Genomic DNA, 23,206 nt, shown 5'->3' with positions numbered 1-23,206 from the left:
ATTGATTCTAAGCAAGCGCTGAAGACCAACACCGCCGGTGATTTGCTACATTCAAGGCTCGCACATCACCTGTTCGCACATGACGTCCATCACCCTGAAGTGGGTTGCGCCCACCGTGCTTTTGCACCTTGTTTTGCTGCTTGGCTTGCCGGCCACGGCCCAGGCAGAAATCTTCACCATGCGCTGCACCATCGAGGGTAGCTTTCCTGCCCTGGAGGACAAAAAAGTCCCGGCCGCAGAGGTGAGCATCGAAATCCAATCGATTGGCAACAACCTGTATTTCAAAGTGCAAGGCGCCAAGCCTTATGAGATGTTCATCAACACCTTGACCACCGATCAATTTGTGGGCAAAAACCTGACCAACCCCAGCAGCATGGGCATCCAACAAAAGACCGTGGCCAATGGTGAGGTGCGCGAGTTGCGCTTCGCCCGCGCCAACATGGCCTTGAGCGGTTATGCCGATGTCCCCTACCAGCGAAAAACGCAGCGCATGAGCCTGCAAGGGCAATGCAAACCGGCTTGAACCGGGCTGCGCATGGCCGGCCCAAACCCGTTATGGCGATCGGCAAGGATGCAGCGATTTCCTAGGGTCTGATGTGCGTTGAAGCGGGTGCCAACGCAGCCCAATGGGCAATCGAATCTTGCAACCCATGCGCGCACGCAAAGCCCAATTCACTCTGCGCCCGTCGGTGGTCTGATGGGGCCGGTCTTTGCTGCGGAAAACCAGCAAACCCGGTGGTCAATTTGTCTGGCCAGGTGACTGGCAAAGCGGGGTACAGGCGCTGGACGGCTGCCACAAAGTCCCCCAAGCAGTGCCACTGCCCATCGGCGATGTGGTAGACCCGTTGCTGCGGGTTGAAGGCATCCAAGGCACACACATTGGCCCGGGCGCAATCGCGCGCATCGACAAATTCTTCACGCCCACCCCAGACCAAAAAGGGATCGTCCAATTGCACAGCCCGCCCCGATTGGCCCGCCTGCACCAAGGTTTGCAGCAGGCGACCCGGCACGCTGGTGATGTTGCCCAAGTCGCCCAGCACCGCGGCATAGCGCAATGACACAGCATCGACACCATACAGATCGTGATACAGCTGCGCCAAATGCTCGCCCGCCAGTTTGCAAGCGGCATAAATGCTCGCCGGTCGCTCACTGATCACGTGCAAAGGCAAATCCTCCTCGATGGGCTGGGGGCCATGCGCGGCAAACCCGGTGTAAGTCACCGTGGTCGAACTGGCCAACACCACCCGGCGCAAACCCAGCGTTCGGGCGCACTCCAACACATGGGCGGTCCCCATGATGTTGACGCCGATGCCTTTGAGCGGGTCTTGCCGAATGGCGGTGGACAACCAGGCTGCCGTGTGCACCACATCACGAACACCATGGTTTTGCATGAGGGTCTTCAAGGCGGGTTCATCGGTCACATCGCAGCGCACCCGCAGCACCCCATCGGGCGCCGCGCCATCACGCACATCAGCCAACACCACTTTGTCGCCACGCTGGGCCAATAACTGGGCAGTCAGCCCACCGATCAGGCCTGCGCCCAGAACCAATACCGTCATGCCAAATCGCCCGTTTGCGCGGTTTCGTCAAACACCAAGTGGTAAACCCGTCCTTGAAAGCGCGGCATGAGCAAGGCCAATTCGGCGCGCACCGCTTGCCGCACCGTGCTGGCCAAAGCCGCATGCATATCGGCCAGGTTGTGAAAGTACAAATCAAAAGCCATGTAGACCGGCGGTGCATCTGCATCGGCCTCAGCGATCTCGCGCAACACAGCTTTGATCAAGCCCGGATAGCGCCCCAGAGCGGCGACCACCGTGGTGCGCATGTGTTGATCAAACTCGGCTTTGTGTTCGGGGGCCACTGTGCCCTCCAAAATGGCGGTGCGAACAATCATGCGGAACCTTTCGTGGGCAATGGAGATGGGGGAGACGCCGCCAAACCCAGCGCCACCGACTTTTCAGTGGCACTCAAATGGTCTGACATCAAACGGGTGGCCAAGCTGTGGTCGCGTGCCAAAACGGCCTCCATCAAGGCATGGTGCTCGGCCTCAATGTCCCTGGCCTTGCTCTTGACCGGCATGCGCTGCAACAGCCGAAATTTGCGGTAGCGCTCGGAATGATCGGCCAATATGTTCCAAAACCACAGCAACCATTTTTCCTGACAAGCGCCGACCATGGCATGGTGAAAGCGGCGGTGGCGCGACTCCCACAAGGTGGCGGCCTCGCGGTCTTTGGCCGAGCGCGGCAGTGGGGTTTTGGAGAGCAAATGCATGGCCGAGACCACCTCGGCCTCCCAGGCGGCGTCCCCATGGGTCATGGCGGATGTGAGACACAAGCCTTCGATCGATCGGCGCGTGGCCATCAAGTCGCTCAACTCGGTCAGGCTGGTTTCGCTCACCCGCGACCCGCGGTGGGTGTCCAAGGCCACCAAGTTCTCAGAGGACAGGCGCATCAAAGCTTCGCGAATGGGGGTGAGGCCCAGATGAAACTTGTCCTGCAAATCAGCTGGGCGCAACCGCTCCCCCGGCATCAGGTCGCCATACAAGATTTCGCTGCGCAAACGTTGGTAGGCGCGCTCTGCCAGTGATGAGGCTTCAGGGTTTTCCATTTGTAAAAATGCCTTGACGGGGTGATTTTATAAAATTATGATGGATTTATATTATTCTCACAAGAGGAAAAACATGGCGAGCCCTGAAACCCCTTGGTCGTTGGCCACTTTTGCACAAGGCGACCAGGCCATGGCCGCCCTGGAAGTGGGCGGTGTGGCTTACCGCCTGGCCCCCAGTTTGGCCCGCGTGGGTCTGGCCGGACAAGACAGCGTGCTGGGCTTGTTTGGTGATTGGGCCAGCTCCTTGGCCGCACTCAACGCTGCTGCCAGCCAGGTCCAAGCGGCCGACGCCCTGCCGGCAGGCCAGCGCTTGGCACCGCTTTTGTATCCGGGGAAAATTTTGTGCGCCGGGGCCAATTACTTCGATCATCTGGCTGAAATGGGCATGCCAGGCGCCAAAAAAGAAGACCAGCGCTTGTTTTTCTTCATGAAACCACCCCGCAACGCGGTGGTGGGCGAAGGCAAAACAGTGCACATGCCCATCAACACCCAGGCCTTTGATTGGGAGGTCGAATTGGCCTTGGTGATCGGCAAGACCGCGCGCAATGTGAGCGTTGAGCAAGCGCTATCGCATGTGGCGGCTTACACGGTGGCGATTGACTTTTCAGCCCGTGACCACAACCGCGCACCGGAAACCTTTTACAAACTCGATTGGGTCGCCGGCAAAGGCCACGACACCTGCTGCCCCATGGGGCCGCGCCTGATCCCCGCCCATCAATTTGGCGATCCCCAGCAGGCCGCTTTGAAGTTGGCGGTCAATGGAACGCTGAAACAAAATGGCAACGCCAAAGACATGATTTTTTCTGTCGCCGAACAAATTGCCACCGCCTCACGCATCATGACGCTGGACCCAGGCGACGTGTTGCTCACCGGCACCCCCGCCGGCGTGGGTGTACCGCACAAAACTTTTTTAAGCGTGGGTGACCACGTCGATGCCGATATCCAAGGCATTGGCCGCTTATCCGTGGACATTGGTCCTTCACGCTGAAATGGTTTTTGCCAAGGCCATGGACCCAGCCTGTTCTGTCGGGTCTTTCACTACTTTCAGGAGCGCAACATGAAAAGAACGTTCATTGCCACAGCCATCAGCGTGGCTACCTTGTTGGCATGGCCTTTGGCCCATGCCCAAACCGAGATCAGGGTTTCGACGGCAGCGCCCGACAGCTCACCGCTGTCGGACGCATTTCGAACGATCAAAGCGCGCATGGAGAGCAAATTTCCAGGCGCTGTGAAGGTATCTGTGCACACCGCCAGCGCCTTGTTCCGACAAGGCACCGAATTGCCCGCCATGCAGCGCGGCAACTTGGAGATGGCCAGCCCAGTGACCTTTGAAATTGAAGCCCAATTGCCCGAGTATGGGGTTTTCAGTGCCGCCTATTTGTTCCGTGACGCCGACCACCTGATCAAAACTTTCCGCAGCGACATTGGCAAAGAGTATTACGACGATGTGGCCAATAAAGTGGGCTTGGTGATCTTGGACACCGCTTACCTGGGCACCCGCACCATCAACTTGAACAACGATAAAAAAATTGAGAAGCCCACCGACTTGAATGGCACCAAAATGCGCATGCCCCCGGGCGCATCTTTCCAAGTGTTGGCCAAAGCACTGGGTGCCACACCCGTGGCCATGCCCATCACCGAGGTGTATTTGGGACTCAAAACCGGGCAAATCGACGCCCAAGACAACCCCACCAACATGACACGCGACTGGAAATTCCACGAAGTGACCAAGCAAGTGGTGTTGACCAAGCATTTGGTGCAACCGGTGTTCATTGCCATGGCCAAGCCCGCGTTTGACAAACTCACGCCCGCACAACAAGCCGAACTCCGATCGGTCGCACGCGAAGCCTCTGACATGCAAATTGCCAAAACGCTGCAAGACGAAAAATCAGCGCTGGACACCTTTCGGGCCGCCAACGTGCGCATCAGCGAGCCCGATGCCAGCCTGTTTCGCACCACCGTGTTCAAAGAATATGAAACCAGTGGCATGACCGCCAAATGGAAGCCCGGCTTGATGGCGCGCATCCAGGCCGTCAAGTGAGCCCAAGCACAGAACTGCTCTGAACACTTTGCCACCCATGGGTATCGCAGCCATTCGGCAAAAATTCAAGGCCTTAAGCCGCTATGCTGAATGGCTGACGGTATCCATGTTCATCGGCATTTTTGTGCTGTTCGTGATTTCTGTGTTTCAGCGCTATGTCTTGGTTCAGCCGGTCAATTGGGTGGACGAATCCATTTTGATTTTGTTTTTGTGGTCGACCTTTTTGACCGAAGCGCTGGTGCTCGGCGAGCGAGAGCAAGTCACCTTTGACGTGGTGTGGGACCAATGCGGTCCCAGCGGTCGGCGCCTGATCGGTCTCACCGCGTCTGTTTTGATTGTGCTGCTGTTCACACTCGCGGCGCCCACCATTTGGGGCTATGTGGCATTTTTGTGGCGCGAAAAAACCAACGCGCTCGAATGGCGCTTGGATTACGTATATGCCTGTTTTGTCATTTATTGGTTGGCTGTGATTGTTCGCGCAGCCAATCGGTTCTTGTGGCTCATCTCCGATCAATGGCCCGAACATGTCCGAGACCATAAAGCAGATGAAAAAACCAATGTGTTGGGTTGATTTTTCCGTGAGCGCCGCATGAGCACCGCTCTGATCGCCATGGGCATCGTGATCCTGGTGTGCGCGCTGCTGCGGTTTTCCATCGTCTTGATGATGTTCAGCAGCGGCATTGTTTACCTCTGGCTCAAAGGCCAAGACATCGGTTTGATCGTTGATCAAACTTTGAACTCCATGTTCAGCATGTATGTCTTGTTGGCGGTGCCCATGTTCATTTTTGCCGGCAATGTGATGAATGCATCCACGGTCAGCGAGCGCATTTGGAGCGCGGCCGATGTGCTGGTGGGTCGCTTGCGTGGGGGCATGGGTCACATCACGGTATTGATGAATGTGGTCATGTCCAGCATGAGTGGCAGCGCCATCAGCGATGCCGCAGGTCCAGGCATGGTGTCCATCCGCATGATGGAAAAAGTGGGTCAATACCCACGTGGACTGGCTGTGGCCATTGCGGCGGCAGCTGCTTGCTTGGGGCCCATCATTCCACCGTCCATTCCCATGGTGATTTACGCCTTGATCAGCACGGCTTCCTTGGGCGCTCTGTTTTTGGCCGGTGTGGTGCCGGGTTTATTGATGGCCGCAAGTTTGATGCTGTGGATTGCCTTCATCGCCCGCCAGCGCAACCTGCCCTTTGGAAAATCCATTTCCTGGTCGGAAATGCCCTTGGTGCTTTGGCGCGCCGCTTTGCCGCTGACCTTGCCGGTGATGCTGTTGGGCGGCATTTGGTCGGGCGTTTTCAGCCCGACTGAATCGGCGGCCATGGCAGGCTTGTGGGCCATCGTGATCGGCGCCTTCATTTATCGCAATCTGGGCTTGAAAGCCTTGATCGCCATTTTCGCCATGTCAGCACGCCAATCGGCCGTGGTGATGATGCTCATTGCCAGCTCATTCATCGTTAACTATGCCATCACCTCGGAGCAAGTGGCGGTGCAACTGGCCGCCTACATTGCCAGCTTGAATCTGTCTGCGATTGTCTTCATGCTGCTGGTCAATGTGATGTTTTTGATCTTGGGCACGGTGCTCGATGGCGCGGTGATGCTGCTGGTGTTCGTGCCGGTGCTGCTGCCCACCGTCAACGCCTTGGGCATTGATTTGGTGCAGTTTGGCGTGGTGGTGATTTTGAACTTCATGATCGCCATGATCACCCCGCCCTATGGTTTGATTTTGTTTGTATTGGGTTCTCTCACCGGAGTACCGATGAAAGAGATCAACCGCGAGATATGGCAGTTTTGCATCCCCTTGAGCGTGGTGATGTTCTTGATGATCTTCTTTCCTTCCATCACGCTGTGGCTGCCGCGCCAGTTTGGCTATGTCGGCTGATGGCGCTGAAAATTGAAGGCCTTTACCCCGACACAGAACTGATATGAACACCCCCCTCAATGCATTTGTCACAGGCGCCGCCCAAGGCATCGGTTTGGCGATTGCCAAACGCTTGGCCCAAGATGGTTTTCATGTGGTGGCCATGGACCGCCAAGCCGATGTGCTGGCCGCCGCTTTGAAACCCTTGCAAGCGCAAGGGCTGCGGATGAGTGCGGCGGTGGTGGATGTGTGTGATCGCGCCAGCGTGCACCAGGCCTTGCAAGCCCATGCGCGGGTGGATGTGATGGTGTGCGCGGCAGGTATCTACAACGATGCCCGGTTTTTGGAATTGACCGAGCAAGCCTTCACCCAAATGTTGCAAGTCAATGTGGTGGGCACCTTCATTCCTGCGCAAGAAGCCGCGCGGCGCATGGTGGCGGGTGGGCGCATCGTGACCATTTCTTCGCGGGGTGCTTTGGGCGGCACCCGCTTTGCCCACTATGTGGCGTCCAAATCGGCCGTGGTCGGGCTCACCCGTGCCATGGCCATGGAATTGCGCGACAAAGAAATTGCTGTGAACTCTGTGGCACCTGGATTCACCGACACGCCCATGACACGCTCCGCGCCACCCGAGATGTTTGCACAGTGGGAAGCGTTGGAGCCACGTGGAAAAGCCGCATCGCCCGACGAAATCGCGCATGCGGTGTCTTTCTTGGCGTCGCCCCAAACCCACTTCATCACCGGTCAAACCCTGTTTGTGGACGGCGGAAAATCGCTGGGGGGATTGAGCATCTGAGCCCCAAGCCTGTGAAAGGCCTGGGTTCAGCGTGGCCAGGGGTCTGCCGGGGCAAAGCCCTGGCAGACTGTCTAACGCTTTAAGCCGGGATCAGCAGCAGAGCGCAGGCACGGGCGGCCTCTGGGCTCAAGTCTTGACCGCCAGCCACTTTGCCCCAGCCGCCTTTTTCAATCAGGTTGCTGCGTGACCATTCATCGGTTTTCTTCAACTCCACCAGATTGGCTGCATATTTGCCGTCTTGCTTGAAAGCAGTGGCACACACGGGGGCCATGGCCGCGGTCAATGCCGTGGCCACCTTGACACTGGCAATGGCATCGGTTTGGCTGGCGGTGTGCCAACCTGAAAAACTAAAACCCACCACCGACAAAATCACTGCGCCAGCGACAGCACCCCACAAAACGGACTCGGTTTGAGCAGGCCATTGAATCATGTGAACTTTCTTTATTGAGCGGAAAACACTTCCGAGGTGGGTGAACCTAATGTACGCCTGTGGGCTCAGCTTGGGGGCTTATATATATTTGTTTTATTCCAAGCACTTGCGACTGTTCAGAGGGGGTTTGTGCTAAGTTGCCAGCACCGCGTCTTTGAATCCCCAACCCAACACAACCATGACTGCTTCAAGCACACTCCCCCCACCCAATCTGAGCCATGATGAGCAACATTTATTGCACAGCTTGCGCCAACATCGGCAAACCCATCGGCGCATCCAAATGCCAGTGACGGCACCTGCGCCGCAAGCGCCTGCACCCTTGACTTGGGGGCAAAAGGTGGCCGATCACGTGGCGGCCACGGTGGGGTCATGGCGCTTCATCATCATTCAAAGCACATTGATCGTGCTGTGGATCAGCTGGAACACGCAAACCAGTGGCCCGTGGGACCCCTATCCGTTTATCTTGCTCAATTTGATGCTGTCATTCCAAGCCGCCTATACCGCGCCGGCCATCATGATGAGCCAAAACCGATTGGCCGAAACCGATCGGCGCCGCGCTGACAACGACTACGAGGTCAATGTCAAGGCCGAATTGGAAATTGAGTTGCTGCACATAAAAGTGGATTTGCTGCGCGAACAAGAACTCAAAGCCTTGGCCGACTCGGTGCACCGCTTGTCCAAACAAATCGAAACCCTGCTGGCAGCAGGCCAGCGGTAAGGCTTATTTCGCACCCGGCAATTTGCCACCACTTTTCACGCATTCATCGATGGTTTTGAACTCGGTGAATTTTTTCGTGCGCTCATAGCTGGGGCTGCTCTTGTCGTGGCAAATGCCCGAGTCCGATTTTTTCACCACGGGTTCAGCCGCCGCCGCAGTTTTGGCGGGCAAGGTGCCGCCGCTCTTCACGCATTCGTCCACGGTTTTGAAGGCGGTGAACTTTTTGGTGTTGCCATAGCTGGCACTGGTTTTGTCGTGGCAAATGCCCGTGTCAGACTTTTTCACCGCTGGTTCTTCGGCTGGTTTGGGATCAGCGGCCAGGGCCAAACCCAGGCTCAAGCCGAAAAGAAGGGTTGTCAAGCATCGAAAATTGGTTTTTCTCATGTACTGCTCCTGGTGATAAAAAATCGCGTGATGATCCAGGGAAACCCAAGTGCGGATCACAGTCGGATGACTTTGGCTTGCAACAAAGCACTTTGCCCTCGGGCCAAGGCAGCCAAACAGCGTTCGATGGCAGCGGGGACATCGGCGGGATCACTGACCCACTCCCCATGGGCGCCAGCTGCCTGGGCCACCATGGCGAAATTCATGTCGGGCGCCAAATGCGCTTCGTAGGCTTGGGTGGCTTTGGCCACCCCTTCGGGGAAAACGCGCAGCGTGGCTTCTTTGACCGCGGCCCAACCACCGTTATCGAGCACGATGGTGAACACCGGCAAGCCGTATTGCTTGGACACGGCCATGCTGGACTGCGGGTTGCCGAAATAAAACGAGCCATCGCCCGAAAAAGCCACCACGCAACGATTCGGTTGGGCCAACTTGATGCCCAAAGCCATGCCCGCTGAAAAGCCCAATCCGCCACCGGCCAAACCCACATGGGAGCCCGGCACCGTGCGCGGCACTTGCATCGCCACCACGGGGGCGTTGCGGATGGCTTCGTTGAGCACGATGGCGTCGGCCGGAATGGCGTGGGCCACAGCTGCACACAAAAAATGGGGGTTGATTTGCCCGACTTTTCCCGGATCGGCGGCCAAATCGGTGGCGCGTTGACGCCGCTGTTGTCCCTCCTGGGCCATGCCAGCGACCCGCGCTTGCGCTGCTTGGGTGAACGCCGGGTTCACGCGCTGCTGCATGCGCGCCAAAATTTGCGCCAAGATGCGACCACTGTCACCCGGCATCTTCAAGTGGCGCGGAAAACTCCACATCGGGTAGCTGCGCTTGTCGATGTCCACGTCGATGTGGGCCCACCAGGTGGCCGGGTTGACCGGCGTATCGCGCGGTATCCAAGGCACATCCACATCCACCATCAAACCCACATCGGCCTGGGTCACATGGGCCCCAGGAACGAAACCACTGAAGCAAGGCGAGTCGTGGGGAATGTTGAGATCCACGGCATTGCACTCGATCACACGGATACCGGCCAAGCGGGCCAAAGCATCCACGGTGGCCACCGTCGCTGGGTTGCGACCGCTGTATGAGGTGATGATCAAGGGGTGGCTGGCGGCCAACAGACGATCGACCACTTGATCAACAGCATCGGGATCGGTGCCCAAGGCAGGGGTCGCGCCATATGCTTGAGCGGGGAAATCATGCAACTGATCGTCACGCCAAGTTTCGGTCAAGGTTTCCCTGGCAAAGGTCAAATAAACAGGGCCCTTGGGGTCGCTTTGCATCACGCTGTGGGCACGGCGCAAGGCTTCCTTGGCGATCACCCCAGACGGGAGGTTGTAGTCCCATTTGACATATTGGCGCACCAAGCCACCTTGGTCATAGGGCTCTTGCACAAAATTCACAAAGGTGTCGCGGGTGCCGGGCAATTCACCATGCGAGGTGTAGGGCGCGCGTCCCGCCATCAGCATCAGGGGTAAGCGGGCTTTGGAAATATTGTGAATGCCCATGCTGGCATTGGCGGTCCCCGCATCCACATGCACCAACACCCCCTGGCCCCGGCCCGAGGCCAAGGCATAACCGGCGGCCATGTGGACAGCTGTGTTTTCATGCGGGCACAAAACCGTTTTGGGAAAAGCCTGACCCTGCTGGCGCCAGCGCGCCATCTCTTCGATCAGCGGGGCATGGTCGGTACCCAGATTGCAGAACAAATAATCCAAGCCCAGTTCATTGAAGCCTTGCAGCAGATGATGGGCGGTGGTGTGCGTCTGGGACTGATCCATGGTCATGGGTGAGGACCCCATGGCGCAGCCATCATGAGTTTGTTTTCTTGCTTGAGGATCATGGGGCGCAACTTGCCCGCAAAAGCCATGAAAGCCTGATCGGCAAAAACACCCGCCCAAAAAGCACGTCGATCGGCATCGTCATCAAACTTCCACACGTGGATGATTTCGTTGAGCGCACCGACATCGCCCGTGAAATAACCAATCAATTTCTTGGGGTGCTTGTCCAAAGCAGCCCAGCCTTCTGAGCCATACAAAGAAACCACTTCGGCCATTTTTCCCACCACCACGGAATAGGTTCTCAACTCATACAAAGCCATGACTTTTCTCCTGTTGAATGTCGTTTCATCTTACCAAATGGGGGGTGCAGCTCCAGCGTCACGGACCCCTTGAATACCCTGAGCCTTTTCCTCACAGGGGCTCGATGCCGGTGCGCGATACATCGCCCCACACATCGGCTTGTTCGCACATCTGCACCCAACGCTGGGCGTGGCACAGCCGAGGGCTTTGCTCGTCCATGGCCAACGCGTAAATGGTTTTGTGCGCAATCGCAGGGGGCAAGTGCCCCACACAGACCACCCCCCGCTGGGCAAATGTGAGGATTTCACTGATCGCGCCCATGGCCATGACTTCTTGTCCTGTACCCACTTGTGACAAAGCAAGCAACATGGCCTCACCGTTGTCAAATCGATGCACTTTGCTGCGCACCTCGTCCATGAGACCCATCGATGTGAGCAAGCCGTGGATGTACTGACCCGATGAGGCATGGGTGTAAAAAACGCCCGACGCCCTGCGCACAGCGCGTTGCCACGCGGCCACCGTCGAGATATCCGGTAACACCTGTCCCTGCGCCACAGCCACCCCCACCCCCACCTGGGCCAAAGGCTGATGCGTGCCCACCCTGCCGAGCGCGGCGACCTGCTCGAGCACAGGCGCTGGCGCAATCCACACATCGGCACGCCAACCATCGCGCAGTTTGGCCATCAACTCAGGGGCGGTATTGAAGTACAAGGCCACCTGCCACTCACTGGTTTGCTCAAAACGGAGAATGGTCTGCTTCAATGCGACCTCGAGCGCCGCCACACTGAACACCGTGAGCACTTTGCCACCTGCCAAGGCCTCTGTCGAAGCTCGGCGATTGGCGGGGTGATCTGGGTAAGCGGGGTTCACGGGCTGATGGCGAATTGATGAATGAGCATAGCAGTCCGCTTGTGCATCTCTGGCATGATGCTTGATATGGCGCACATCACCACCTTAACCCTCAACCCCAGTGTGGATGTGCTCACCACCACTGCGCAGGTGATGGACACGCACAAGTTGCGCTGCACAGCGCCTGAGTACCACCCCGGTGGTGGGGGCATCAATGTGGCGCGGGTGGTGCACCGCTTGGGCGGATCGGTGCAAGCCCTTTGGCTGGGCGGCGGCAGCACTGGCGTGCAGTTGGCCGATATGTTGGATGCCGAAGGGGTTGCGCACCGATGCATGGCGACCGCGCAAGCGACCCGCATGGGCTTTTCGGTGCACGAAACCCAAAGTGGCCGGGACTTTCGCTTTGTGATGCCAGGCCCCACAGCAGACCCTGATGCCTTGACCCAAGTCTTGCAGACCCTCAAGGGCACCGCCCTAGACAGCCGCTATTGGGTGGTCAGCGGCAGTTTGCCACCCGATGCACCGCAAGACTTTTATGCCGACATCGCCAGGCTGGCCCATGCGCAACACAAAAAATTGGTGCTCGATGCGTCTGGTCCAGCTTTGATGGCAGCGATGCGCGTGGGGGTTTACATGGTCAAGCCCAGCTTGCGCGAAATGGAAGAAGTGGTCGGCAGGGCACTGCCCACCATGCCACAGCGCTTGGCGGTGGCGCGCGAATGGCTGGCCAATGCTTGGTGTGAGTTGGTGGCTTTGTCCTTGGGGCCAGAGGGCGCCTTGTTGGTCACCGCTCAAGGCACGTGGCATGCACCCGGCTTGGCGGTGCCGGTGCGCAGCACGATTGGTGCGGGCGATACGTTTGTGGGGGCCTTTGTGGCCACCTTGGACCAAATGAATCCCGACACCTCACCCGACACACTTCGCCAGGCATTGCGCCACGCCATGGCAGCTTCAGCGGCAGCACTGGCCTCCTTGGGAACAGCACTGTGCCAGGCCCCTGATGTGGCGAGATTGCTGGCGTCGGTGCAGATCATTTCTTTGAAAGATTAAGTTGCTTTCGTTGATAAGACTTGGCCTTAAAAAAAATTTCAAAGCTCTCAGTTTTAAGCCAACATCCATGGGTTATTGAGATGCATTGAGAGTTTTTGGGTGAAATTGTGGGCTTTGCCTGGGGGGTCATGCCTAACGTGCAGGCATGCCCCACACATGGTTTTTTTCACGCCATCGCAACACACCCATCCATAGGTGTGCAGCAGGCACAGGCATGGCCGAGGTGCGGTCATGAGCTTGGCGGCACACAACCTGGGTCTGCTGGATCAGTTCAAAGACACGCCTGAAGAGGCGCCAGCCGGACACCAAGCCACATTCAGATTGACCCCGCATTTGGTGTTGGCCGCGGCATTGCTGCACATGATGGCCAGCGACGGGGCAATTGACGACGCCGAGAGCAGCCAACTGCAATCGGTGATCGGTGGCGACCAGCATGTGATGAACGTGGCGGTGCAATATGTGCAAGCCGTTCCATTGGCCCAGTTTTTGACCGATGCCTACCAAGTGCTGGACAAAGCCAGCACTTTGTGCGTATTGACCAATGTGTGCGACTCATTGCTGGCCGATGGCAGTGCGGGTGCCGATGAAGTGGCGTTGTTTGAGCGCATGAAAACCGCTTGGGGCATTGACACCGCGACCTTCGCTCCCTTTGAAAGAGCGATCGCCCTGAAAAACAACGATACGGTGATGGGCGAGTACAAAGCCGATCAACTGGATCAACCGACTGGCTCCGCTCACCTGGCGCTGGCAACATCGCTGCTGTACATGATGGCCGCCGACGGCAATATTGCCACGGAAGAAATTGGCCAATTGCAAACGGTGATTGGTGAATTCAAAGGCCTGCAAGAAGCCGCTTTGAAGCAGGTGCGGTCCGTCAAGCTGCCCGAATTTTTAAAGCGCGTCACGCCCAGTCTCAGCCCAGACGTCAAGCTGTACATCTTGACCAATGTGTGTGATTCGATGATGGCCGATGGCGACGTGGATGCGCTGGAGAGCAAGATTTTCCAAACCATGCTGACCGGCTATGGACACGACAGCACAAGCTTCAAGCCTTTTTACCAGTCGATCAAGGTCAAAAACATCAAAACCTTCTCGGCTTCGGTGCTCAAGCCCAAGTTGATTTACAGCAATGTGGCCTCAGGCCAAGACGAAAAAGGGGTGCGCTTTAACCGCGACAACTCTTTCCAAGAGGATGCTGCCAAAGCAGGGGGAAAGGCTGAGGCCGCCACGCCCAAGGGTCCGGTGCTTTCACATGTTTTGCCGGGGCAAGAGGGTGGCTATGCGGGCAACCGCACCATGCAAGACAACATCGATAAGGTCTCGCAAGGCTTTGGAGACGAAGATCGCATCCATCAGGTTCAAGAAAATGCGCTGGCCGATCAAAGCATCCTAGGCTTGAAGTCATCAGGCATCGACGACAACATCCAAACCGTTGATGGCCATGCCCCGTCCCCGGCCTTGGGGGGACCTGTGTTGCAGGCCGCTGTGGCCCGTGGTTCAGGGCCCAGCTTATCGAACACCAATGCAACCCAGGCAGCCCAGCCTTTACCGACACCAGCGCAGGCCAGCTCCAACGTCATTGGCCTGCCCAATCATTCATTGGGTGACAACAAGGCCAAGCTGCCAAACCAAGCCGTGGCCGATCGAAACCTGCCTTTGGAAACATCCATTGAAGGGGCAAATCAAGTCAAACTGGCCCCTGCGGGTGCCAGCGATAACGCGATCAAATTGGCGGCTTCAGGTGTCCTCGACAACGCCATCAAACTGGCAGCGACCAGTGGGGGCGACAACGCCATCCAGCTGGTTGCCCATGCCAACGAAGACCACCTTGAAAAAATGCCCGCTGCCCAAGGGGTGGTGAATGTCCAGGCATTGCCAGATACAGCGCAAAACACCAATCGACAAGCCCTGCCCAACAAGCCCGTCGGTGCAAACCTTCAAGCCGTGCCCTCACCTGCGGCAGCGCTCAATCGGCAAGCCGCGCCCCAAGACCTGCAAAGCACCAACCGTGCTGACGCACCGATTCAGACCATCGGCACCCACCGGGCCAAATTGCCCGACACATCGGTCACCCGCGCCAGCGTTTCGATCGCCAAAAGCCCGGCTACCCACCCAGGACAGAACCTGAACGCTGCCCGCGCGGTGGTGCAAAAAGCCAATCGGCTCAAACAATTGAGCGAGCACGTGATTCAATTGCGCTTGCGCCTTGACCAGTTGGCGGGGTTGAACCATGAGGTATTGGCCGCCGCCCAACAGGCCGCCGGTGGCCCTTGCACCCACTGCGGCAACCCCCAGTGCTTATTCACCCATCACATCAAAACCAATAAGGGTTGAGCACCCCGGGTGGGCCAGTGTTAGAAAACAAAGCGGGAGGTAGCTCAGCGGGGAGAGCGCACCGTTCGCAATGACAAGTTTGGGCGTTGGATCCTCCTCTCCACCACCCATAAAAAAGCCAGCATCACTGCTGGCTTTTTTCATGCGGTTGACGCATCAATGGTCTGAACGGGCCCCTTTGGCTGGGCGTTTTTTCATGTCGCGTGGTACGAACACCTTGCCAGCACCAGGACCTGAGCGCTCGGGGCGATCACCCGCGCCCACCACCCTGGGACCACGGCTGTTTCGATCATTGAAAGACCTGCCTTCGGCGGGCTTGCCCGCAGCAGGCGCACCCCACACTTGCGGCGGACGGTCATTGCGTTCGCGGCTGTCTGCAGGCCTGGGCGCACGGTCAAAGGATCGGCCACCCGCCGGCGCTCCACGGCCACCAAAGCGCCCACCACCAGGGGCACCACGGCGGGGACCGTCAAAGTCACGGGGGCGCTCAGCGCGTTGCTGGGGCTCCAAACCGGGCACCACTTCGGCCTTGATCGGCTGGCGGGTATAGGCTTCAATGTCAAAAATTTTGCGGCGATCGCGGAACTCGGCAAAGGTTACCGCCAAGCCATCGCGGCCGGCTCGGCCAGTGCGGCCAATGCGGTGCACATAGTCTTCGGCCTTCATCGGCAAACCAAAGTTAAACACGTGGCTGATGGTGGGCACATCAATGCCGCGCGCGGCCACATCGGTGGCGACCAAAATTTGCACCATGCCTTGGCGCAATGCCATCAAGCGGCGATTGCGCAAACCTTGGCTCAAGGCACCGTGCAAAGCCACGGCTGAAAAACCGGCCTGCTGCAAATCCACCGCCAAGGCATCGCACTCAATTTGGGTGCTGGCAAACACAATCGCTTGGTCGATGGTGGTGTCGCGCAACCAGTGGTCAAGCAACTTGCGTTTGTGCTGGGGGTTGTCGGCCCAAAACAGGGATTGGGTGATGTTGACGTGTTGTGCATGCTGGGCGTCGACTTGCACGCGCTGGGGCTGGCGCATCACGCGGGTGGCGAGTTGCTGAATGCGCGGCGCAAAGGTGGCGCTGAACATCATGGTTTGGCGGCGCTTGATGGTCAATTGGTTGACCTCGGCCAAGTCATCGGAAAAGCCCAGGTCGAGCATGCGGTCGGCCTCGTCCACCACCAAAAACTGCACCTGGTCCAATTTGATTTGGTTTGAGCGTTGCAAATCGAGCAATCGACCTGGCGTGGCCACGACCAAATTGGCGTTCTGCAACTTGGCAATTTGCAAGGCGTAGGGCATGCCACCGACCACGTTGGCAATGCGCAGTCCAGGGCTGTGGCGCACCAAGTCAATCGCGTCGTGGGCCACTTGCTGGGCCAATTCACGGGTGGGGCACAGCACCAAAGCACCGGGTGTGGCCGGTTTGAAATTGCTCGGATGGGTGGGATTTTTCCGCTTGGGCCGCTTGGGCGGCTCTTCGCCGCGTGCTTGAGCTTGGGCCACTTTTTGTTCCCACTCTTCAGATTGGGCACGGGCTTGGGCCTGGTGCTGTTGCAGCAAGGTGTGCAAAACCGGCAGCAAAAATGCCGCTGTCTTGCCACTGCCCGTTTGGCTGGAAACCATCAAGTCGTTGTAAGCCTGCTCACCACCGTCCACGCGCATCGCCAAGGGAATGGTTTTCAGCTGCACGGTGGTCGGCGTGGTAAAGCCCAAGTCCCGCACGGCGGCCAGCAATTCACCAGCCAAACCCAAGGCAGCAAATGCATCGGGGGCCGCTTCTGGGGCCAATTCAGGTACGACAGCGCTGGCGTCAGCACTTTGCAGGGCGGCGACAGGGGTCACCATCGGCTCGGGTTGGGTCACCGCAGGGGCTGCATGCAATGGCACCGTTGCGGGCAAGCTGGGTGCCAAATCAGGTGTTGACGTGGGTTGAGTGGCGGCTTCATGGGCGGCCAAAACGGGGGAAGTGGAAACGGTATCGTTCATGCAAAACACGCTGGCGCAAGGGCCAGCGACTCCATCTGAGGTTTGAAAAAACATCAACCATCAGACAAAGTCAACGCCCAAAAGCTTTGCGGCGCGGGTGGCTCTATCAGCAGAGCCCAAGGTGTGAGGCAGATGTGCGTTGGTTGTTCTCATTGAACAACGCCCGCAATTATGGCATACCCGCAGATGGGGGGTCGGCGCGTAAAAAATGCGTGCGGTAGTGCTGCAACTCATCAATCGATTCGTGCACATCGGCCAGCGCCGTGTGTTTTTGTTGCTTTTTGAAAGCACTGTAGACATCGGGTCGCCAACGTTTGGCCAATTCTTTGAGGGTGCTCACATCAAGGTTGCGGTAATGCAACCATGCCTCTAACTTGGGCATGTACTTGACCAAAAATCGCCGATCTTGGCCAATCGTGTTGCCACACATGGGCGAGGTGGCTTTGGGCACGTACTGGGCCAAAAATGCCAGCAACTGCTCTTCGGCTTGCGCTTCGCTCAGCACAGAGGCACGCACTTTGTCAATCAACCCACTGCGCCCATGGGTGCCTTTGTTCCATGCATCCATTCGGTCGAGCAAGGCATCGCTTTGATGCACCACCAAAACGGGGCCTTCGATGCGCGGGTGCAATTGGGGCCCAGTGACCACCACGGCAATTTCAATCAATCTTTCGACCTCTGGGTCCAGACCGGTCATTTCGCAATCGATCCAAACCAAATTTTGGTCGGATTTGGCCAAGCTGGGCGCTGGGCTGTCAGGGGTGTGTTCGCTCATGGCCTCATTGTCCCCCAAGATGCCTGCACCAAGTGATTGGGCCTACACTTGCCAGCCATGAACGCAACCCTTTACATGTCATTGGCATTCGGCCTGGCTCTGCTGCTCAACACCCTCACCAAATTGTGGCTGTTGACCCGCCAAGTCCGAAGCGTATCGATGAATCGCGCCCAAGTCCCAGCGTCTTTTGCCAACAGCATTGACTTGCCCGCACACCAAAAAGCAGCTGATTACACCTTGGCCAAATCGCGCTTGGCCTTGTATGACTTGGCCTTGGACGCATTGCTGTTGCTGGCCTGGACATTGTTGGGCGGTCTCCATTGGCTGGACCAAACCTTGTTGGCATGGATCGGGGCTGGGTTGGTTCAACAAATGGCGCTGATCGTCGGTTTTGTATTTATCGGTGGCTTGATCAATTTGCCCATGTCTTGGTACCAAACTTTCGTTTTGGAGCAGCACTTTGGCTTTAACCGATCGACCCCGGCCTTGTGGTGGAGTGACATGGCCAAAGGGATCGCAGTGGGCGCGGTCTTGGGGCTACCGATCTTGGCCTTGGTGCTGTGGTTGATGCAAGTCGGAGGTGATGCGTGGTGGTTTTACGCTTGGGCAGCGCTGGCGGTGTACCAATTGTTTGTGATGTGGATCGCACCCAATTGGATCATGCCCTTGTTCAATAAGTTCACGCCCTTGAATGACCCGGCGCTGGAAGCGCGTGTCAACGCATTGATGCAGCGCACGGGATTTTCTGCCAAAGGTTTTTATGTGATGGATGGCAGTCGCCGTTCAGCGCACTCCAACGCATTTTTCACCGGCTTTGGCACGCACAAACGCGTGGTGTTTTTTGACACCTTGCTCGCGCAATTGTCGGCCGATGAAATGGAAGCGGTGTTGGCCCATGAACTGGGTCACTTCAAACACAAACACATCACCCAAATGATGCTGCTGCAAACTGTCCAAAGTCTGCTCGGCTTTGCGTTGTTGGGATGGCTGATGCAACAAGCTTGGTTTTTCACGGGCCTGGGCGTGCAGCCCCACATGGACGGCACCAACCAAGCGCTGGCCCTGCTGCTTTTTTTGATGGGCATGCCGGTTGTGATGTTTTTTCTGTCCCCCCTGTCAGCCCTGCATTCACGCCGCTGTGAGTTTCAAGCCGATGCCTTTGCAGGCGCCCATGCCAACTCAACACAATTGGCCAGTGCCTTGCTAAAACTCTATCAGGACAATGCCACCACGCTCACGCCTGACCCGTGGTTTGTGGCTTTCTACCACTCGCATCCGCCCGCTGCCCAGCGCTTGGCGCGCATGAGCGCATGAACCAACCTGGCTTGGTGGTGGCCAGCCATGGCCGCCATTGCTGGGTGGAGGATGACCAAGGCAATCGCCGCATTTGCCACCACCGTGGCAAGAAAAACAGTGCCGTGGTGGGGGACCGGGTGCAATGGCGGCCCAGCCAAGATGAGGGCACCATCGAGTCGATAGAACCGCGACGCAATTTGCTTTATCGCCAAGATGAATTGCGCACCAAGTCATTTGCAGCCAACTTGGACCAGGTTTTGGTGTTGGTGGCAGCTGAGCCTGATTTTTCACAAGACCAATTGGCACGCGCGCTCATCGCCAGCCACGCTCAAGGCATCACGCCCTTGCTGGTGGTCAACAAGTCAGATTTGGGCCCAGCATTTGCGCTGGCCTGGCAACGGATGGAGCCGTATAGACACATGGGCGAAACAACCTTGGCTTTGTCGCTGAAAAGCGGGGCGGGCTTGGATGAGCTGCTGGCCCAATTGCAGGGCAAAACCACTTTGATTTTGGGCCCCTCTGGCGCTGGCAAGAGCACCTTGGTCAACCGTTTGGTGCCCAGCGCGCAAGCCGCCACGGGAGAAATCTCAAAGGCCTTGCACAGCGGTAGGCACACCACCACCAGCACCCACTGGTATTGGCTGGGTGCAGAGCGCGGGGCGGCCTTGATCGATTCACCGGGGTTTCAAGAGTTTGGTTTGCACCACTTAGATGCACGTGATTTGGCGCGCTTCATGCCCGACATGCACGCTCAACTGGGCGACTGCAAGTTTTACAACTGCACCCACCTGCACGAACCCGGCTGCGGGGTGCGATTGGCTTTAGATCAGGGTTTGATTGACGCGAGCAGGTACCAAATTTACCAACGCTTGTTTGCCCAACTCAGCCCCTCCTCATGATGCAGGCCGAAAGGTTGCGCGGATATGAATTCAGGACCGTTCAACCCAGCAAGCGGGCCAGGCTGAGCAAAGACAGCAACACCAACCACAGCACCACGGTGCGCCAAACCAAACCCACCAAGCTGCGCAAGTGGCCCAACTCAGGCTCACGCCCCGGCAGGCTTTCGCTGAACGGCGTGTCGCCCTCTTCGCCCAAGGTGTCACTTTTGGCACCCAATTGCACGCCGCCCAATTGGACATTGAGCGCGCCTGCGGTGGCGGCGATCAAAGTGCCGTCATTGTCGTTTGGGTAACGGCTGGCGTGTTGTCGCCAGCAATCAATGGCTTCTTCGAAATTGCCCACCACGGCAAAAAATAAAGCAGTCAACCGGGCAGGTACCCAATCGATGGCATGCCAGGCGCGCTGGGTGACCTGGTACAAGGCCTCGCTCACACCTTGGAGCACGTCCGTTGGGTTGCCGGTTTGTTGCAGTTTGACGGCCATGGCGTATTGGCTCATGCGGTACAAAACGGCCCCCGCTGGGCCCAGGCCCAATGCAGCCCCCACGGAAAACCAGGCCAGCACACCAAACACGTGCCGGTGGGCCGCAATCAGCGCATGCTCAATCACATGACGCACCATTTCACTGCGCGGCAAGTCCATGGCATCGACCTGGTGCCAGTCTGCAAACAATTGACGCGCCAAGACTTCATCTCCCGCCTCCAAAGCCACGCGGATGTCGGTGAAGTGATGGCTGAATTGTCTGAAGCCGAGCGTGACATAGAGCACGACCATGCTCCACAGCACAGCCACGGGCCAACCGACCCACCACATCAACAAGCCATAAATCAACCAACTGATCAGGGTAGGCGTCGCCACCGCCAGCAACCACACCACCCAGGCGCGTTGGCTTTGTCCCATGTCCAGCGCACGGCACACCCAAGTGATCCAGGAACGCAAGCCGGTTTGCACCCAGCCCTTTTCTGACAGGGGGCGAACTTGCTCCAAGATCAATGCAAACATGAGGGCGATAAAGCTCATGGGCCCATCATAGCGGGGGCCTGCGACTGGCCCGATTCAGACCGATAAAAAGCGATAAAAGTTGCGCAACATGCCCGCCGTGGCACCCCATATGAAATGCTCCTGCTCCCCTTGGCTGTAGGGCATGGAGTACCACTCACGGCGAACACCCTGGGCCTCATGGGCATGGCGACGATGGTGGGCAGGGTTCATGAGAAATGACAATGGCACCTCAAAAACCTGTGCCACCTCGCTGGGATTGGCAACGGCCTCAAAGCCCGGGTCGACCAGGCCGACCACGGGTGTGATGACAAAGGCCGAGCCCGTGGTGTAGGTGGGCAACTCGCCCAACACGTGAACCAATGCCGGGTTCAAGCCCACTTCTTCATGGGCTTCTCGCAAAGCGGTGTGCCGCACATCTGTGTCTTCAGGGTCGACCTTGCCACCGGGAAAAGCCACCTGCCCCGAATGGGTAGACATGTGGTTGGCGCGGCGCGTGAGCAACACCATGGGTTCGTCTCGCATGACCAAGCCCAACAACACCGCCGCGCGTGACATGGGTCGATCCAGGTAGGCGCGCTCTTGGACAAATTCAGGCTGCCAAACTGGGGGGGCCATGAACCGGTCCCGCAAAGCCTGTGCAAGCATGCGTTCATGGGGCACCGCTGGTAAATGGGTATCGACCGACAAGACCGGGGCCTTTTGGGCATCAAACCCCGGCAGTTTTGACAGCGGCGTCGTCAAGGTCTCTGCCTTCAACAAAAAACCGCCCACTGCATGGCAAAGGGCGGTTGGTGTGGCTGGTAGGCCAGGCTTTATGCCTTGGGGGCAGAGGCGCGGTGAACAAGCTTTTCTTTGATGCGGGCTGATTTGCCGCTGCGGTCACGCAAGTAGTACAGCTTGGCACGGCGCACATCACCCCGGCGCTTGACTTCAATGCTGGCGATCAAAGGGCTGTAGGTTTGGAAGGTGCGCTCCACGCCTTCACCGCTGGAGATTTTGCGCACCGTGAAGCCACTGTTGAGGCCGCGGTTGCGCTTGGCAATTACCACGCCTTCATAAGCCTGGACCCGCTTGCGGCTGCCCTCGACCACGTTGACGCTGACGATCACGGTGTCGCCAGGTGAAAACTCGGGAATGGTTTTGCCGAGTCGAGCAATTTCTTCTTGCTCCAAGGTTTGGATCAAATTCATATACACCTCTGTCGATCTTGGTTGCGCTGCACTGGGGGCCCCCATGCGTGACAGGTTAAAAAACCAGTTTGCTGGGGGCGGCCAACCAGAGGATCGGAAAGCCCATGATTATAGCCCAGTCTTTCCGACCGGCCCCCTTGGGGGGGTTGCCGCCACACAAGCCTCGTCCTCGGGTGAGAGTTTTTGCTGGGCACGGGCGGTTTCAATCAGGTCTGGGCGCAACTGAGCCGTCAGGCTCAAACTTTGCTGACGGCGCCAACGCCCAATGTGACCATGGTGGCCCGACAAAAGGGCCTCGGGCACCGCTTGGTCTTGCCAGACCTCTGGCCGGGTGAAGTGGGGACAGTCGAGCAATCCATCCAACCTGGGGTTGAAACTGTCACTGGCGTGGCTGTCTGGGTCGTGCAAGACCCCAGGCTGCAAGCGGGCCAAAGCATCCAAGAAAGCCATGGCGGGGATTTCGCCCCCCGACAGCACAAAATCGCCCAGGCTGATGTGTCCATCCACATGGGCATCCACGAAGCGTTGGTCCACCCCTTCATAGCGCCCACACAACAGCACCGCCCCCGCCTCTGATGCCGCCCAGCTTGAAACCACCGCATGACTCAAGACCTGCCCATGGGGTGCAAAAAAAAGCAACGGCGCCTGGGTTCTGTCTTGCTGGCGATCTGCACGGATGGCTTGCAGGCAAAGCCACAGGGGCTCGGCCATCATGACCATGCCTGGCCCGCCGCCAAAGGGGCGGTCATCCACCCGCTTATAGTTCCCCGTGGCGTGGTCACGCGGATTCCACAAGTGCACCTGAACCTGTCCACTGTCGAATGCACGGCGGGTCACACCAGAGACCAAGAAGGCTCCAAACATTTCCGGGAACAAAGTGATGATGTCAAAACGCATGGT

At 57.8% G+C, this 23,206-nt stretch carries 26 protein-coding genes; 11 read left to right on the top strand and 15 right to left on the bottom strand.

All coding sequences use genetic code 11. The features are described from left to right. Positions 1-115: 115 nt before the first annotated feature. Positions 116-523: a hypothetical protein gene (locus AC8GFZ_RS09770; protein WP_506644689.1), complete on the top strand. Its 408-nt coding sequence runs from the start codon at positions 116-118 to the stop codon at positions 521-523. Between the two features lie 61 nt (positions 524-584). Here the strand turns inward: AC8GFZ_RS09770 and AC8GFZ_RS09765 are convergent, their stop codons facing one another. From AC8GFZ_RS09765 to AC8GFZ_RS09755, 3 genes are read right to left on the bottom strand one after another with little or no spacing between them, the layout of a single operon-like run. Next, entirely contained in the window at positions 585-1,559 is a 975-nt protein-coding gene (locus tag AC8GFZ_RS09765; RefSeq protein WP_506644688.1) for an NAD-dependent epimerase/dehydratase family protein, read from the bottom strand. Beyond that, positions 1,556-1,894 carry an EthD domain-containing protein gene (locus AC8GFZ_RS09760; RefSeq protein ID WP_506644687.1) on the bottom strand — a complete coding sequence of 113 codons (339 nt, stop codon included), beginning with the start codon at positions 1,892-1,894 and terminating at the stop codon, positions 1,556-1,558. The genes AC8GFZ_RS09765 and AC8GFZ_RS09760 overlap by 4 nt, the downstream gene beginning before the upstream one ends. Beyond that, entirely contained in the window at positions 1,891-2,607 is a 717-nt protein-coding gene (locus tag AC8GFZ_RS09755; protein WP_506644686.1) for a GntR family transcriptional regulator, read from the bottom strand. The genes AC8GFZ_RS09760 and AC8GFZ_RS09755 overlap by 4 nt, the downstream gene beginning before the upstream one ends. A gap of 73 nt (positions 2,608-2,680) precedes the next feature. Here AC8GFZ_RS09755 and AC8GFZ_RS09750 point away from each other — a divergent pair, with 73 nt between their 5' ends. The 5 genes from AC8GFZ_RS09750 to AC8GFZ_RS09730 all read left to right on the top strand — a co-directional run bounded on the left by AC8GFZ_RS09750 (position 2,681) and on the right by AC8GFZ_RS09730 (position 7,308). Next, positions 2,681-3,595, top strand: coding sequence for a fumarylacetoacetate hydrolase family protein (locus AC8GFZ_RS09750; protein WP_506644685.1), 915 nt, complete (start codon positions 2,681-2,683; stop codon positions 3,593-3,595). 69 nt (positions 3,596-3,664) lie between these two features. Beyond that, positions 3,665-4,648: a TRAP transporter substrate-binding protein DctP gene (dctP, locus tag AC8GFZ_RS09745; RefSeq protein WP_506644684.1), complete on the top strand. Its 984-nt coding sequence runs from the start codon at positions 3,665-3,667 to the stop codon at positions 4,646-4,648. A 37-nt stretch (positions 4,649-4,685) separates the two neighbouring features. Then, positions 4,686-5,219: a TRAP transporter small permease gene (locus AC8GFZ_RS09740; protein WP_506644683.1), complete on the top strand. Its 534-nt coding sequence runs from the start codon at positions 4,686-4,688 to the stop codon at positions 5,217-5,219. Between the two features lie 18 nt (positions 5,220-5,237). Beyond that, entirely contained in the window at positions 5,238-6,533 is a 1,296-nt protein-coding gene (locus AC8GFZ_RS09735; protein WP_506644682.1) for a TRAP transporter large permease, read from the top strand. Positions 6,534-6,576: 43 nt separating this feature from the next. Then, a complete protein-coding gene (locus tag AC8GFZ_RS09730; protein ID WP_506644681.1) occupies positions 6,577-7,308 on the top strand; it encodes an SDR family NAD(P)-dependent oxidoreductase in 732 nt (243 codons plus the stop codon). Between the two features lie 79 nt (positions 7,309-7,387). On the opposite strand, the gene AC8GFZ_RS09725 is transcribed toward AC8GFZ_RS09730, so the two are convergent. Beyond that, positions 7,388-7,738 (bottom strand): hypothetical protein, encoded by a 351-nt coding sequence (locus AC8GFZ_RS09725; RefSeq protein WP_414015979.1) that lies wholly within the window; start codon positions 7,736-7,738, stop codon positions 7,388-7,390. A gap of 178 nt (positions 7,739-7,916) precedes the next feature. On the opposite strand from AC8GFZ_RS09725, the gene AC8GFZ_RS09720 reads away from it, so the two are divergent. Then, on the top strand, positions 7,917-8,456 hold the full coding sequence (locus tag AC8GFZ_RS09720) for a DUF1003 domain-containing protein (protein ID WP_506644680.1): 540 nt from the start codon (positions 7,917-7,919) through the stop codon (positions 8,454-8,456). Between the two features lie 3 nt (positions 8,457-8,459). Here the strand turns inward: AC8GFZ_RS09720 and AC8GFZ_RS09715 are convergent, their stop codons facing one another. From AC8GFZ_RS09715 to AC8GFZ_RS09700, 4 genes are all read right to left on the bottom strand, one after another. Next, positions 8,460-8,840, bottom strand: a complete 381-nt coding sequence (locus AC8GFZ_RS09715) for a hypothetical protein (protein ID WP_414015977.1) — start codon at positions 8,838-8,840, stop codon at positions 8,460-8,462. 56 nt (positions 8,841-8,896) lie between these two features. Continuing rightward, a complete protein-coding gene (locus tag AC8GFZ_RS09710) occupies positions 8,897-10,624 on the bottom strand; it encodes a thiamine pyrophosphate-requiring protein (protein ID WP_506644679.1) in 1,728 nt (575 codons plus the stop codon). A 2-nt stretch (positions 10,625-10,626) separates the two neighbouring features. Next, positions 10,627-10,944 (bottom strand): NIPSNAP family protein, encoded by a 318-nt coding sequence (locus AC8GFZ_RS09705; RefSeq protein WP_414015975.1) that lies wholly within the window; start codon positions 10,942-10,944, stop codon positions 10,627-10,629. A 91-nt stretch (positions 10,945-11,035) separates the two neighbouring features. Beyond that, positions 11,036-11,794 (bottom strand): substrate-binding domain-containing protein, encoded by a 759-nt coding sequence (locus AC8GFZ_RS09700; protein ID WP_506644678.1) that lies wholly within the window; start codon positions 11,792-11,794, stop codon positions 11,036-11,038. 21 nt (positions 11,795-11,815) lie between these two features. Between AC8GFZ_RS09700 and AC8GFZ_RS09695 the strand changes: the two genes are divergently transcribed. Both AC8GFZ_RS09695 and AC8GFZ_RS09690 read left to right on the top strand, forming a co-directional pair. Further along, positions 11,816-12,823, top strand: coding sequence for a 1-phosphofructokinase family hexose kinase (locus AC8GFZ_RS09695; RefSeq protein ID WP_506644677.1), 1,008 nt, complete (start codon positions 11,816-11,818; stop codon positions 12,821-12,823). A 231-nt stretch (positions 12,824-13,054) separates the two neighbouring features. After that, positions 13,055-15,157 carry a TerB family tellurite resistance protein gene (locus AC8GFZ_RS09690; RefSeq protein ID WP_506644676.1) on the top strand — a complete coding sequence of 701 codons (2,103 nt, stop codon included), beginning with the start codon at positions 13,055-13,057 and terminating at the stop codon, positions 15,155-15,157. Here the strand turns inward: AC8GFZ_RS09690 and AC8GFZ_RS09685 are convergent. From AC8GFZ_RS09685 to orn, 3 genes are all read right to left on the bottom strand, one after another. Beyond that, entirely contained in the window at positions 15,122-15,301 is a 180-nt protein-coding gene (locus tag AC8GFZ_RS09685) for a hypothetical protein (RefSeq protein WP_506644675.1), read from the bottom strand. The two genes, AC8GFZ_RS09690 and AC8GFZ_RS09685, sit on opposite strands and share 36 nt — an antisense overlap. Positions 15,302-15,313: 12 nt before the next feature. Further along, entirely contained in the window at positions 15,314-17,143 is a 1,830-nt protein-coding gene (locus AC8GFZ_RS09680) for a DEAD/DEAH box helicase (RefSeq protein WP_506644674.1), read from the bottom strand. 169 nt (positions 17,144-17,312) lie between these two features. Beyond that, positions 17,313-17,918, bottom strand: a complete 606-nt coding sequence (orn, locus tag AC8GFZ_RS09675; protein WP_506644673.1) for an oligoribonuclease — start codon at positions 17,916-17,918, stop codon at positions 17,313-17,315. A 57-nt stretch (positions 17,919-17,975) separates the two neighbouring features. On the opposite strand from orn, the gene AC8GFZ_RS09670 reads away from it, so the two are divergent. Beyond that, positions 17,976-19,232, top strand: a complete 1,257-nt coding sequence (locus AC8GFZ_RS09670; protein WP_506644672.1) for a M48 family metallopeptidase — start codon at positions 17,976-17,978, stop codon at positions 19,230-19,232. Then, a complete protein-coding gene (rsgA, locus tag AC8GFZ_RS09665) occupies positions 19,229-20,113 on the top strand; it encodes a ribosome small subunit-dependent GTPase A (RefSeq protein WP_506644671.1) in 885 nt (294 codons plus the stop codon). Before AC8GFZ_RS09670 ends, rsgA begins: the two co-directional genes overlap by 4 nt. 40 nt (positions 20,114-20,153) lie before the next feature. Here rsgA and AC8GFZ_RS09660 read toward each other — a convergent pair whose 3' ends face one another. The 4 genes from AC8GFZ_RS09660 to trmD form a co-directional block, all read right to left on the bottom strand. Continuing rightward, positions 20,154-21,134, bottom strand: a complete 981-nt coding sequence (locus AC8GFZ_RS09660) for a CobD/CbiB family protein (RefSeq protein WP_506644670.1) — start codon at positions 21,132-21,134, stop codon at positions 20,154-20,156. A gap of 36 nt (positions 21,135-21,170) precedes the next feature. Continuing rightward, positions 21,171-21,857, bottom strand: coding sequence for a CoA pyrophosphatase (locus tag AC8GFZ_RS09655; RefSeq protein ID WP_506644669.1), 687 nt, complete (start codon positions 21,855-21,857; stop codon positions 21,171-21,173). Between the two features lie 71 nt (positions 21,858-21,928). Beyond that, the gene (rplS, locus tag AC8GFZ_RS09650) at positions 21,929-22,306 is read right to left on the bottom strand and encodes a 50S ribosomal protein L19 (protein ID WP_506644668.1); all 378 of its coding nucleotides are present in this window, start codon (positions 22,304-22,306) and stop codon (positions 21,929-21,931) included. A gap of 108 nt (positions 22,307-22,414) precedes the next feature. Then, positions 22,415-23,203, bottom strand: a complete 789-nt coding sequence (trmD, locus tag AC8GFZ_RS09645) for a tRNA (guanosine(37)-N1)-methyltransferase TrmD (RefSeq protein WP_506644667.1) — start codon at positions 23,201-23,203, stop codon at positions 22,415-22,417. Between the last annotated feature and the right edge of the window lie 3 nt (positions 23,204-23,206).

This window comes from Limnohabitans rimovensis (SeqCode) (assembly GCF_965234775.1).
Lineage (GTDB): Bacteria > Pseudomonadota > Gammaproteobacteria > Burkholderiales > Burkholderiaceae_C > Limnohabitans > Limnohabitans rimovensis.
The sequence above is the reverse complement of the archived record's forward strand: the minus strand, read 5'-3'. Positions and strand labels throughout refer to the sequence as shown.